This is a genomic window from Rhizobium sp. BR 315 (assembly GCF_050577975.1).
Lineage (GTDB): Bacteria > Pseudomonadota > Alphaproteobacteria > Rhizobiales > Rhizobiaceae > Rhizobium > Rhizobium miluonense.
The window spans coordinates 253222-266397 of the sequence record NZ_JARWKZ010000002.1 but is presented as its reverse complement, the minus strand read 5'-3'; the positions used below and the strand labels follow the sequence as shown (position 1 = coordinate 266397).

11 protein-coding genes are annotated in these 13176 nt (G+C 60.2%); 7 read left to right on the top strand and 4 right to left on the bottom strand.

Going from position 1 to position 13176, the window contains the following annotated elements; translation table 11 throughout:
• Positions 1 to 13 precede the first annotated feature (13 nt).
• The gene (locus QD409_RS03720) at positions 14 to 1468 is read right to left on the bottom strand and encodes a DHA2 family efflux MFS transporter permease subunit (protein ID WP_092847464.1); all 1455 of its coding nucleotides are present in this window, start codon (positions 1466 to 1468) and stop codon (positions 14 to 16) included.
• A 424-nt stretch (positions 1469 to 1892) separates the two neighbouring features.
• Between QD409_RS03720 and QD409_RS03715 the strand changes: the two genes are divergently transcribed.
• The gene (locus QD409_RS03715; protein ID WP_092847412.1) at positions 1893 to 2678 is read left to right on the top strand and encodes a FadR/GntR family transcriptional regulator; all 786 of its coding nucleotides are present in this window, start codon (positions 1893 to 1895) and stop codon (positions 2676 to 2678) included.
• 60 nt (positions 2679 to 2738) lie between these two features.
• Here the strand turns inward: QD409_RS03715 and QD409_RS03710 are convergent, their stop codons facing one another.
• Positions 2739 to 4235, bottom strand: coding sequence for an MDR family MFS transporter (locus tag QD409_RS03710; protein ID WP_092847414.1), 1497 nt, complete (start codon positions 4233 to 4235; stop codon positions 2739 to 2741).
• Between the two features lie 503 nt (positions 4236 to 4738).
• On the opposite strand from QD409_RS03710, the gene QD409_RS03705 reads away from it, so the two are divergent.
• The 5 genes from QD409_RS03705 to QD409_RS03685 all read left to right on the top strand — a co-directional run bounded on the left by QD409_RS03705 (position 4739) and on the right by QD409_RS03685 (position 11165).
• Positions 4739 to 5770 carry an ROK family protein gene (locus QD409_RS03705; protein WP_245297991.1) on the top strand — a complete coding sequence of 344 codons (1032 nt, stop codon included), beginning with the start codon at positions 4739 to 4741 and terminating at the stop codon, positions 5768 to 5770.
• A gap of 7 nt (positions 5771 to 5777) precedes the next feature.
• Positions 5778 to 7220 carry a M81 family metallopeptidase gene (locus QD409_RS03700; protein ID WP_092847424.1) on the top strand — a complete coding sequence of 481 codons (1443 nt, stop codon included), beginning with the start codon at positions 5778 to 5780 and terminating at the stop codon, positions 7218 to 7220.
• Positions 7221 to 7418: 198 nt separating this feature from the next.
• Complete coding sequence (locus tag QD409_RS03695; protein WP_092847427.1) at positions 7419 to 9206, top strand: gamma-glutamyltransferase family protein; 1788 nt, start codon at positions 7419 to 7421, stop codon at positions 9204 to 9206.
• Between the two features lie 162 nt (positions 9207 to 9368).
• The gene (locus QD409_RS03690; RefSeq protein WP_092847429.1) at positions 9369 to 9920 is read left to right on the top strand and encodes a glutathione peroxidase; all 552 of its coding nucleotides are present in this window, start codon (positions 9369 to 9371) and stop codon (positions 9918 to 9920) included.
• A gap of 183 nt (positions 9921 to 10103) precedes the next feature.
• The gene (locus QD409_RS03685; RefSeq protein ID WP_092847431.1) at positions 10104 to 11165 is read left to right on the top strand and encodes a class I SAM-dependent methyltransferase; all 1062 of its coding nucleotides are present in this window, start codon (positions 10104 to 10106) and stop codon (positions 11163 to 11165) included.
• A gap of 45 nt (positions 11166 to 11210) precedes the next feature.
• On the opposite strand, the gene QD409_RS03680 is transcribed toward QD409_RS03685, so the two are convergent.
• The gene (locus tag QD409_RS03680) at positions 11211 to 11426 is read right to left on the bottom strand and encodes a hypothetical protein (protein WP_092847433.1); all 216 of its coding nucleotides are present in this window, start codon (positions 11424 to 11426) and stop codon (positions 11211 to 11213) included.
• A 205-nt stretch (positions 11427 to 11631) separates the two neighbouring features.
• Here QD409_RS03680 and QD409_RS03675 point away from each other — a divergent pair, with 205 nt between their 5' ends.
• Complete coding sequence (locus QD409_RS03675) at positions 11632 to 11778, top strand: hypothetical protein (RefSeq protein WP_167667966.1); 147 nt, start codon at positions 11632 to 11634, stop codon at positions 11776 to 11778.
• 155 nt (positions 11779 to 11933) lie between these two features.
• Here QD409_RS03675 and QD409_RS03670 read toward each other — a convergent pair whose 3' ends face one another.
• Complete coding sequence (locus QD409_RS03670) at positions 11934 to 12725, bottom strand: HpcH/HpaI aldolase family protein (protein WP_092847436.1); 792 nt, start codon at positions 12723 to 12725, stop codon at positions 11934 to 11936.
• Between the last annotated feature and the right edge of the window lie 451 nt (positions 12726 to 13176).

Sequence of the window (13176 nt, the reverse complement as noted above, 5' to 3'; positions counted from 1 at the left end):
GTAAGCAACGGCGTCACGCCGCCTTCCTCGCGCTAGCTTTCGGCTTGCGCGAAACATTGTCGCCAGCCTTGCGATCGAGCGGCAGGCAATCCAGCACGGCGAGAAGCGCGATAATTCCAAGCAGAATGAAGGCGAGACGAAACTCGATGGCGACGATGCCGGCTGCGCCAAGCGGCCCGCTGATCGCCTGGCCGATACGGATGCCAATGGCGCCGACGGCAATGCCCATGCCCATGGTCAGCTGAAAGATCGTGCTGAACAGGGTATTGGCGCCTGTCATCTGCTGCGGCGGAATGTCGGCAAAGGCGATCGTATTCAAGGCCGTGAAATGCATCGACCGGCACATGCCGCCGATGAACAGCACCGGTATGATGAACCAGAGCGGCGTATCCGGCGAGAACAAGGCGCAAGCGGCGATGAAGACGGCATTCAAAATGCCGTTGACGATCAGCACCGGCTTGAAGCCGAAGCGCCGCAAGATCGGCGTCGTCGCCGGCTTCATCGCCAGATTGCCGGCAAAGACCGCCAGGGTCAGCATCCCCGCGTGAAAGGCGCTAAGTCCGAAGCCGACTTGAAACATCAACGGCAGCAGGAAGGGCACGGCCCCGATGGCGATGCGGAACAGCGACCCACCGGAGATGGTGATCGCGAAGCTTGGAAGCCGGAGCCCGGAGAGATCAATGAGGGGGTGCTCTGTCCGGAGAAAATGAAAGACGGCGACGGCAAGCAGGACGAGACCGACGATCACATAGGACGAAGCTTCCAGCCATGCGGGATCAGGGCGCCCGATCAGCTCCAACCCATACATCAGGCTTGCCAGACCGATGCCGCTGACGGCGAAGCCGACCCAATCGAAGGGTGGGCGCGCCGTGTTCTTGGTTTTCGGAATGAGCGTGAGCGCGAAGACGAACGCCAGGACACCGAGGGGCAGATTGAGGAAGAAGATCCAGCGCCAGCTCGCATGATCGGTGATGAAGCCGCCAAGCGGTGGCCCGAGGATCGGCGCCACCAGAGCCGGCCAGGTAATCGTCGCGATCGCCGAGATCAGCTTGTCCTTGGGCGTGTTGTTCAAAACGACCAGGCGGCCGACCGGCACCATCATCGCCCCGCCGATACCCTGCAGGATGCGCATGGCGACGAAGGAGGCGACGCCATTGGCAAAACCGCAGAGAACCGAGGCAAGCGTGAAGATGACGACTGCGGTGGTGAACACCAGCCGCGCGCCGAAGCGATCGCTGATCCAGCCGCTGATGGGAATAAAGACACCGAGGGTCAGGAGATAGGCGCTCATACCGATATTGAGATCGACGGGGCGGGCACCGAAGGAAATGGCCATCTGCGGCAGGGCCGTCGCGATGACCGTTCCATCCAGATTTTCCATGAAGAAAGCGCCGGCCACGAGCAGAGCAATCATAAGCGACCGCGAGCCTGCTGCCCGTGTTTCCTCCTTTTGCCCACGCGTGGACATGTCATTCATCCGCCTACTACTCCGAATCCGCCTCGCATTTTTCCGCATTTAAACGGTTCTGCAACGTTTCCGATAGGCCGAAATCGCCCGATCCGATCATTTGACCGATCACGTTTCGATAGGGAGATGGTGCGCAATTTGATCGTCATGCAATCACCTTTCACGATGCGAACGGGCCGAAACGCGACGCATCTGCGGATCACATCAATGAACAGGCCAGTCAGTCTGTGCCAGTAGGCAGTCGTGCGGAAGACATGTTAGGGTTTTCCGTCGAAACATGCCGCACGAAGAACGGCAGCATTGATACAACAACCCTATGGAACAGCCTCAATGAAGCCGAGACACCAGCATGAAGCCTCCCGAGCCGGCATGGATTGATGATTGGTCTCGCGATGCGCATCAACAGGAATGAGAGCCCCACATAATGAAACATGGCCTTGACGCAGTGTCTGCTCCGGAGTCGAAACTGATCATAACGCAGTCACCATTCGATGCTTTTGTGCGAAAATACGGCACGACCCCTCGTCGCGGCGTCTTCGGCTATTTCGTCCATGAACTCGGTCGCCGCATTGTCGGCGGGCGCTACCCGGTCGGCACGACATTGCCGAACGAGCCGGATCTGGTCGAGCAATTTGGCATCAGCCGCACCGTTATCCGCGAAGCGATGAAATGCCTTGCCGGCAAGGGGCTGGTAGAGATCAAAACCCGCGTCGGCACGCGCGTCAAGGAACGCTCCAACTGGCATCACCTCGATACGGATGTCATGGTGTGGTACTACGAGACTGGCCCCTCGGTGGAAATCATGCGCTCCATCAAGGACCTGCGGTTGGCGCTCGAGCCAGAAGCGACGGCGCGCGCCGCCGCACGCTGTACAGATGAAGATATTGCCGCCATTCGCTCCGCCTACGAGGATATGGTTTCAAGTATCGGTGATATCAACACCAATGCCGATGCCGATCTGCGCTTTCATACGGCCATTTTCGCCGCCACGCACAATATGATCTATTCGCAGCTGATCGACCTGATCGCCGTCGGAATCTACGCCAACCGGACGCTGTCAGGCCATGAAGACGTCGCGGAAGGCCAGAAGAGCGCCCTGCCCTATCACAAGGCCATTCTCGATGCGATCGCTGGGCGTGACGCTGATGCCGCGCTTCTGGCCTCGCGGCGCCTGCTGGACTCCTGGCTGGTCAACTATCGCGACTTCTGATCGCATTGGCGCGAAACAAATGCCGGCACCGGAAGAGACGACCGGGCCGGCATCGTCGCATCAATGCGTCATCGCGTCTTGCGCGTCCGTTTTGACGGACGACCGGCGACCGGCGTCATCGGCAACCGGAATGAGCCAGATGGTTGCGAAGGTCGTGACGGCCACGACGACGACACCCCAGAAGCTCCAATGCAGCGCTGCGTCGAAAACATTTCTGATCGCCGGATCGGCAACGAGGTCGGAAAGGCCCGTCGGCTGATTGAGGATATCGTGAAGCCGGTTTGCCAGTTCGCCGCTGCCGTAATGCGCAATACCGACGTTCATGATCGCACCGAGCGCGGTCGCGCCGAGGGTGTTGCCGAGACTGCGTGAGAATATGATGGATGCCGTGGCGCTACCGCGCATCGACCACTCGACGCTTTCCTGAACGAGCACGACGCTGGTGAGGCTGATGAGCCCCATGCCGAAGCCCATCAGGAACGAACCGATACCCGCAATCACCGGGCTGCTCTCCGGCGTCAGGAACAAGAGAAAGAGCGCGCCGAATGGAAACATGAAGCTGCCGACACGCAATGTCCTGCGGATGCCGAAGGTGCGGAAGAACCTGCTCGACAACATCACGGCCAGGGGCCAGCCGACAATCAGCATCGTCAGGGTGAAGCCGGCCTCGAGCGGCGAACGGCCAAGCACGCCCTGGACATAGATTGGCAGAACCGTGGTCAGGCCGATGAGGGCCATGCCGGCAAGCAGGGTGGCGGCATTGCTGGTCGCGATCAGCCTGCGGCTCCAAAGTGCGATGGAGATAATCGGCTCCGGTGCCCGCCGCTCCTGCCACAGGAACAAAATACCAGTGACGATGAAGACGATCGCAAGCGGACAGAGAACCGCAAAGCCCGCATCGGTCTCGGTCAGGATGACAAGCAGCGATACGATCGATATCGAAAACAGGATCGTGCCGAGATAATCGATCTTCGCCTCGCGCGGCGTGACGGACTCGTGCAGAAAGATCATGAAACCGGCGATGGAGAGCGCGCCGACAGGCAGGTTGATCCAGAAAATCCAGGCCCAGGAGAGATTGTCGACGATGATGCCACCTGCGAGCGGGCCGATAACGGCTGAGACCGCCCAGACGCTGGCAAGCGCGCCCTGCACCTTGGCCCTCTCTTCCAGCTTGTAGAGATCGCCGACGACAGTCATCGTCACGGGCTGGATTGCGCCGGCGCCAAGACCCTGCAGCAACCTGAAGACGATTAGCGAAGCCATCGACCAGGCAAAGCCCGCAAGTGTCGACCCCACCAGAAAAATGAGGATGCCGCAGATCAATATGGGCTTGCGCCCGAAAATGTCGGAGAGCTTGCCGTAGATGACCGTGGTTGTGGACTGCGCCAGAAGAAACGCGGAAAACACCCAGCTATAATAGGTAAAGCCGCCGAGCTGGCCGACGATACGCGGCATGGCGGTTGCGACGATGGTGGCTTCGACGGCGACCATGAAAGTCGCGAGCATGATCGAGACGATGACCAACGGGCGTCTCGAGCGGCCGACCGTGCTGGACATGGCATTCCTTTCTGACTGCTACGCCCCGCACCGAACACGCGCAGGCCGTCGGACGGCCATGATCGAGCGCTTGATTTTGGAATCGACGTCAGGGGACGAGGCGACGGGAGGGGCTTTTGCCTGCTGAATCGTTACCACAAGCATTGCATATTGATGGTGGTGAATGTCAACTGTTTAAACGCGACCGCCCGCCATGGAGACCGGGTCGGGAAATCGATCCCGCCAATTGAGACAGCTCCGGGAAACGCGGCTTCACGCTTCCCTTCTCAAAGGAAGCTATCCGGCAACTCTTCGATGCAACGGCCTACAATTAGGCGGATAGAAAATTTATTTCCATTGATTTGTTCAATTACTGAACTTAGTGTCGAAAAAACCACCTGAAATCCAGACGGAACGTCGAATTGCTAACCTCTTCCCAGCAACAGCTTTTGCGGGTCATCGGCCAATCCGGCCCATCGAGCCGCACGGTTTTGGCGACTTCCATGGGCTTGAGCAAAGCGGCCATGAGCGGAATTGCCCGCGATCTGATTTCCCTTGGCGTATTGCACGAGACGCAGACGGTTCATGGCCAGGGCCGCCCGTCAATCCTGCTGGATCTGCATCCGGAAGGCGCCTTCTTCGTCGGCATATCCTTGCTCGAAGACCCGGCGCCGATGGTGCTCAGCGACTTCAACGGCAATATCGTCGCGCGCCGGACCATGCCGCTGTCACGCGATCCGGAGGTGATTGCCGATCTGATCTCCGAGGCGCTGCCGAAACTGCTTGCGGAGCGTAAGGACGCTGCGCAAAAACTCTACGGGCTTGGCGTTGCTCTTTCCGGCTTCGTCGATGAAAGGCAGGCGAGCTGCGTCCAGTCCACTCTGCTTGGATGGCAGGACGTGCCGCTGGCAAACATCATCCGCCAAAAAAGCGGCATCGATACTTTTATCGAAAACGATGCCAAAGCGGTCGCCGTCAGCGAGAAGCTGTTCGGCAACGCCCGCGATATCCGGAACTTCAGCGTCGTCTCCTTTGATGACGGCATCGGCTGCGCCCATTTCATCGGCGGCAAGCTTTATCGCGGCAATCACGGCGGCGCCGGCGAGATTGCTCATTGCACCATAGAGCCCGGCGGCTCGCCCTGCCGCTGCGGCAAGCGCGGCTGCCTCGACACCGTGGCCTCGCTGAAGGCGATCAAGGAAATGGCAAAGGCGGAAGGCCTCTCCTGCCATTCCATGAACGATCTCGAAACCGAAGCGTCGCTCGGAAACGCGGCCGCGATCCGCGTCCTGCATCGGGCTGGCAATGCGCTTGGCCTGGCAATCGCTCATCTGATCCAGTTCAACGATCCCGGCATGATCCTGATTACCCACGTCGAAGGCCGTTTTGACGGCCTTTTCGGCACCGTCATGCGGCAGTCCGTCGAGGCGAATGTGTTGCCGCGCTATGCCGGCCAGACGCCGATCCGCACGCAGCGCGTCGATGGCGACCTCTGGGCACGGGGGGCCGCGAGCATCGCCGCCCATAATTTTCTGATTGGTCCCACACCGAATTGAGGTTCCCATGCGCATTGCCGTCGGAGGCATTCATATCGAATGCAGCACCTATAATCCCGTCCTGAACGAGGAGAAGGATTTCCGCGTCCTTCGTGGCGAAGAGCTCGCCGATGCGCCCTATTTCGCTTTCCTCAAAGATTACGATGGCGAATTCCTGCCGACCATTCACGCCAGGGCCATCGCCGGCGGCCCAGTCGCCCGCCACACATACGAGACCTTCAAGGCGGAATTCCTGGAGCGCCTGAAGCCGTTGCTGCCGCTCGACGGGCTCTATCTCGCCATGCACGGCGCCATGTATGTCGAGGGCATGGAAGATGCGGAAGGCGATTGGATCAGTGCTGCGCGCGCCCTCGTCGGCGACGACTGCATGGTCTCGGCAAGCTATGATCTCCATGGCAACGTCACGCAGCGCATTATCGATGCGCTCGACATGTACTCCACCTACCGCACTGCGCCACATATCGACGTCGAAGAGACCATGCGTCGCGCCGTCAGGATGCTGACGGAAAGCCTGAAAACCGGCGTGAAGCCGATCCTGCTCTGGGCACCGATCCCCGTGGTGCTGCCGGGCGAGCGCACCAGCACCGTCGATGAACCGGCCAAGAGCCTTTACGACATGCTGCCCGGGATCGACGCTATCGACGGTGTCTGGGATGCATCGCTGATGGTCGGCTATGTGTGGGCGGACGAGCCGCGCACTACGGCCGCCGCCATCATGACGGGCACGGATCGAGCGGTTCTGGAGCGTGAAGCGAAACGCCTGGCGCGGGCCTATTGGGATGTGCGCAAGGACTTTGTTTTCGGTTGCGAAACCGGCTCGATCGAGGATTGCGTCGCCCAGGCAATCGCCAGCGCGACTGCGCCTGTGGTTCTGGCTGAATCCGGTGACAACCCAACCGGCGGCGGCGTCGGCGACCGCGCGGACGTACTTGCCGAACTGATCACCAAGGATGCCAAGGGCGTCATCTTCGCCGGCATTGCCGATAAGGCGGCGACGGAAGCCTGCTATGCGGCCGGCATCGGCGCTACCCTCGATCTCTCCGTCGGCGCTTCACTCGACACGAAGGGAAGCCAGCCGGTGAAGGGCAGCTTTACCGTCAAGTTCCTGCTCGATACCACGGAGGCAAGCGACGCCCAGGCTGTCGTTTCCATCGGCGGCATCGATCTCGTATTGTCGGCCAAGCGCCGCCCCTATCACAATATCGTCGACTTTACTCGCCTCGGCCTCGATCCGCACAAGGCGAAGATCATCGTCGTCAAGTCCGGCTATCTCTCGCCGGAGCTGGCGCCGATCGCCAATCCGAACCTGATGGCGCTGTCGCCCGGCGTCGTCGATCAGTTCGTCGAACGCCTGCCGCGGCTGCGCAAGGTCAAGCCGACTTATCCCTTCGACAAGGATTTCGATTTTACGCCGGAGACTGCGCTTTCGGCGCGCACGGTCGGTCGCTGACGTCTCGGAGCGTTCAGCGACCGAGCATAGATCTTTTCGGACGATGGTCAGGCGCTCTATTTCGCGACCGCCTGACCACGTTGCGCACAAGCATTCTGCATCGCCGGAATTGCGCAAAAGGAACTTTGCGGCGAAGTTCTGTTCGGCACGGTGCGCCTGACCCGCGCGAAGCGTGCACAAACCGAAAGGATGCCCCCGATGACCGCCTTCACCACACGCCCAGAAATCCTCGGCACCTTCGGCGTCGTCACCTCGACGCACTGGATCGCGTCAGCCATCGGCATGAGCATTCTCGAAAAAGGCGGCAACGCCTTCGACGCCGCGGTCGCGACCGGTTTCGTGCTGCAGATCGTCGAGCCGCATCTTTGTGGTCCAGGCGGCGATATGCCGGCCATCCTCTACCCGAAGAAAAATGACAAGGTCGAGGTCATCTGCGCTCAGGGGTCGGCGCCGGCGTGCGCAACGATCGAGCATTATACACGCGAAGGGCTGAAGCTCATTCCCGGTGACGGCCTGCTTGCCACTGTCATTCCCGGCGCCTTCGACGGCTGGATGCTGATGCTGCGCAATTATGGCAGGCTGACCGTGCGCGACGTTCTCGAACCGGCGATCCACTACGCGGAGCAAGGCCATCCCGTACTGCCGCGCGTCTGCGCCACCATCGCAGGGCTTGCCGATTTCTATCGCAAGGAATGGCCGACTTCCTACGAGACCTGGCTTCCCGGCGGAGCCGCACCGGAACCCTGGTCCAATTTCAAGAATCCGGTTCTCGCCGAGACCTGGAAGCGCGTCGTCGCCGAGGCGGAAGGCAAGAGCGACCGGGACGCGCAGATCGAGGCTGCTCGCGATGCCTATTATCGCGGCTTCGTGGCGGAAGCGATCGACGGCTATCTCAGCAAGGCCGAGGTCATGGATGCGAGCGGCGAGCGCCACAAGGGCGTGCTGACGGCCGATGACATGGCCAACTGGCGTGCCACGATCGAGGCGCCGCAAACCTATGATTATCATGGCTGGACCGTCGCCAAGACAGGCCCCTGGGGCCAGGGGCCTGTCTTCCTGCAGGCACTGGCGCTGCTCAAGGGCTTCGACATTGCCGGCATGGAGCCTGCCGGCGCCGATTTCGTCCACACCGTTACCGAGGCCATGAAGCTCGCCTTTGCCGATCGGGAAGTCTATTACGGCGATCCGAATTTCACCGCCGTACCGCTCGAGACCCTGCTGTCGGATGCCTATGCCGACGAACGCCGCAAGTTGATCACACCGGAAGCTTCGCTTGCCCTTAGCCCCGGCAAGCTGGCTGGCTTCGAGGATCAATACGATCTCACCATGAGGATGCTCGAGGTGCCGGAAGCCAAGAGCGGCGCGGTCTACGAGCCGACGATGTCGCATCTGACCGAGAAGCGCGGCGACACCGTGCATATCGACGTCATCGATCGCGAAGGCAATATGGTGTCGGTGACGCCTTCCGGCGGCTGGCTGCAATCCTCTCCCATTGTTCCCGGCCTCGGCTTCTGCCTGAATTCACGCGCCCAGATGTTCTGGCTGCAGCCCGGCCTGCCCTCTTCGCTTGCTCCGGGCAAGCGGCCGCGCACGACGCTCACCCCGACGATAGCGTCGTATGAGGGGCGTCCGACGCTTGCCTTCGGCACGCCCGGCGGCGATCAGCAGGAGCAATGGCAGCTGTCCTTCTTCCTGCGCTATGTCCATCATGGCTTGAACCTGCAGGAAGCGATCGACAAGCCGCTGTTCCACAGCACGCATTTCCCAAGCTCCTTCTATCCGCGCACGCGCGAGCCGGGCGGCCTGACCGCGGAAGCGAATTTCAACGCCGCAGTGCTCGATACGCTCCGCAGGAAGGGTCATAAGCTGACCGTCGCACCGGAATGGACCGTCGGCCGGCTGACCGCAGCAAGGCGCGATGCCGACGGCCTCCTGCGTGCCGCGGCAACGCCACGCCTGATGCAGGCCTATGCCGTCGGGAGATAAGCGGCGACGGCGTGGCCGGCCGTTGCGCTCGCGCTGCGGCATAAGGTGCAATCCGGGCGTTAACGAACTGAAGACGCCACCCAAGCCCGTTTATGGCCTTGACGTCCGTCAAATCCAGGCAAATATCCATGGCGTGTTTTCATCTTATCTGGAGTGAACCTAATGACCGACAGCGTGCTCGATATTCCGGTAAAGAGGATCGACGGCAGCGATACGACGCTTGCCGACTACCGCGGCAAGGTCATCATGGTCGTCAACGTCGCCTCCAAATGCGGGCTGACGGTGCAGTACGAAGGATTGGAAAAGCTCTATGAGACCAATCGCGACGCGGGTCTCGTCATCGCCGGTTTCCCCGCCAATGACTTCAAGGGGCAGGAACCCGGCACGAACGAAGATATTCTGAGCTTCTGCACGCTCACCTATGACGTCCAGTTCCCGATGTTTTCCAAGATCGCGGTCACGGGCGAAGAGCGTCATCCGCTCTACAACAGCCTGATCGGCTCCGGCGTCGAGACGACCGGCGACGGTCCGATGCGCGAACGCCTGGCAAAACATGGCCTCGAAACCGGACAGGACGGCGGCATCGTCTGGAATTTCGAGAAATTCCTGATCGGCCGCAATGGCAAGGTTGCCGCTCGCTTCGCGCCTGACGTGACGGCAGACGATCCGCGCCTGCTCTCCGCTCTGGAAAGAGAGCTCGCTCGCGCTGACTGAGGCACCTCGGCACCTTGTGAATTTCCAAAATAGCGGATGACATCAATGAGTTGCGCCTCTCGCAAGGCCGGGCGAAGCACGCTCAGCCGGATGGCGTAGTTGCCTGCCCTTCCACCGGGGAGTAAGTTTCCGTATCCGAATATGTCCGGACGGAACGCTGCATCAATCTGATGGGAGGATGTTATGCGCGAACCTGATATGCAGAAACTCGATAATCTAGTCGGACGCCTTGTTGGCGATCTCGGTGCAGCGGTCTCGGGTGTGCTGGTAACACTCGGAGACCATCTAGGCCTCTTCAAGGCCATGGCTGACGGAACGCCGATGACGTCGGCGGAATTGGCCGACAAGATCGGAGTGAAAGAACGCTATGTACGCGAATGGCTGTCGGCGCAGGCCGCGGCCGATTATGTCACCTATGACGACGAGACCGAGCGCTTCTATCTGACGCCGGAACAGGCCATGGTGTTTGCGGAGGAAAACAGCCCCGCCTTCTTCGCAGGTGCCTTCGATGTCGTTCAATCCATGTGGATCGACGAGCCGAAGGTCGCCAACGCCTTTAAGACCGGCACCGGCCTTGGCTGGCATGAGCACAGCGCCTGCCTGTTCCGCGGCACGGAGCGTTTTTTCCGGACGGGCTACAACAGCCATCTCGTCACGGAATGGATACCCGCACTGAACGGTATGCATGAAAAGCTTCAAGCCGGCGCCGCCGTTGCCGATGTCGGCTGCGGGCACGGTGCCTCGACTATCCTGATGGCGCAGGCCTATCCGAACTCGACCTTCTTCGGCTTCGACTATCATCTCCCCTCCATCGAACGAGCGAAAGCTGCGGCGAAGGAAGCCGGCGTCGACACCCGCATTACGTTCGAACAGGCGACTGCCAAGGATTTCCCGGCCGCCGGCTACGATCTCGTGGCGATGTTCGATTGCCTGCACGATATGGGTGATCCGGTCGGTGCCGGCAAACATGTCAAGGAGAGCCTCGCCGACGACGGCACCTGGATGATCGTCGAGCCTTTTGCGCATGATTGCCTGAAGGACAATCTCAACCCGGTCGGCCGCGTCTACTACGGCGCTTCGACGATGATCTGCACACCGGCCTCGCTGTCGCAGGAAGTCGGGCTGGGCTTGGGCGCTCAAGCCGGCGAGTTGAAACTGCGCAAGGTTGCCATGGATGCCGGCTATTCGCATTTCCGCAAGGCGACCGAAACGCCGTTCAACATGATCTTTGAAGTCAAGGTATGAAAATTGTGCCGCGCGTTTCGTCGAACGCCCGGCACAGATGATGCTTTACAGACGCTGCCCGTCTTCGCCGAACAGCGACGCGAGCGCCGGCTGGAAATAAACCGGCTGCTCGCTGTCGAGCGCGACGTCCTCGTCGGCGTCGATGCGCACCGACAGCGTTTCGCTGCCGACCTGGCCCCAGATCAGATTGTCCGAGCCCATGGGCTCGACGATGGTGAACATCGCCGGCAGGCTTGACGAGAATTCATTCCGCTCCACCATGTCGGCCTGAGAATGCCCGCAGCCAGACGACGATGCAAGCACGGGCTGCGGTCAAGGCCGGAGGGATAGATGTATGTTTGGACTGCCGATCCAATACCCGTCGCGCGACATCAGGGTACAACCTTAAGCATCGATATTCAGGCAGCATTCAGAAAAGCAATTTTAAGGTGCAGATCGTTAATCGTTCCATCACCGGGGGAAACTCATGGACAAGTATACCAAGACCGTATTGACCGTCATTGCCGTCGCGCTCGTGCTGATCGCAACGCAGAATACAATCACGCCAGCGAAAGCTCGCGGCGATTGCGGCGGAGAGTCCTATAATCCCTGCTACGTAAAGCTCGTAAACTGATGAGGCTTAGCATCCATCACATAATCTCGCTCGCAGAAGGCTTCGGATCTGTATTCTATTGATAACGCCGATCCGAAAGTGCTGATCAACATCGCAGGACCGCATTGGCATGCCCGGAGACTCTTCCGGACATGCCTCTTCGCCAAACCAACCGATTATGATTGAGCGATCTTGCGCGCAGCCTGAATGGCCGTTCGCGCTCCCGCTCGTAGCTGCGCAGTTTCCGTGCCGGCGATGACCAGGTCGAGACCGAGCTTCAGATATTCTCCGGCGCGGGCGCCATTGCCGCCGAAGGCACAGATCACCTTGCCGTGGGCGCGGCAACGTGCGAGCGCGGTTGCAAGCGCCTGATCGATCGCGGCGCTGTCCGGTGCAAGCCGGGCGCCATTCGAAAGCGCGATGGAAAGATCCGAGGGGCCGACGAAGATGCCGTCGATACCGTCAACCGCAAGGATCTCGTCGATCGCATCCAGAGCGGTTCGAGTTTCCACCATTGCAATGGTGACGGTCAGGCTGTTGGCGGTCTGCAGATAATCTTCGGCGGAGAGGCCGAAGTGATTGAGAGCAAGCGACGGCCCCCAGCTGCGCTCGCCGAGCGGCGGATACTTGGTTGCCTTCACCAAGGCGCGTGCATCATCGGCAGAATTGATCATCGGCGCGATGATGGCGGAAGCGCCGGCATCGAGAAGCCGCGAGGCGGCGGCGAAATCGCCGACCGGAATACGGGCAATCGCCGGCTTGCCGGCCAGGCGCACATAGGCAATGCCGTTGGCGGCCGATGTCATGTCCCACATGCCATGCTGCATATCCAACACGACCGTATCGAAATCTTCCTGCGCCAGATGATTGACGAGCATCGCGTCGGGTATGCCGACCCAGCCGGAGATCATGCCGCCATTCTCGCGGCGTTTCAGGCGTCCGGCAAAACCGTTCATGTCAGTCGTCATCGTCTTTCCTCACCTATCAACAACAGGCTCTATCTTCAAAGGCAGCCTCAACCGTCAAATCACGGCGAGCCGTTGCAAGCGACAATACTCAATTCTCATTGTCGAATCACTCGAAAGTGAACAACCAACATACACAAACCGGGAAAGCGAGACTTCGACAAGCTCGTTTGGGCAGCCCGTAGTCGATTGGGAATCTGCCAGAGGAACATGACAAATATGTCGGATATCTTCCGAGTTTAGACAGTCAACCGCGCCATCAACGCGGCGGCGACACGAGAGGAGCCGAAGCGATCACGCAGCCCTGACAACACACCAGCAGGCCGCCGCGGGCGGCGTTTCGCGACGGGATCACGCTTAGCTCGAGTCATGCTGAAGAATGCATAAAACGCAGATGCCATGCGATCATGGCGTCCAGTGGCGCTAAGTCAATCCTTCTCGCATATACGATCGA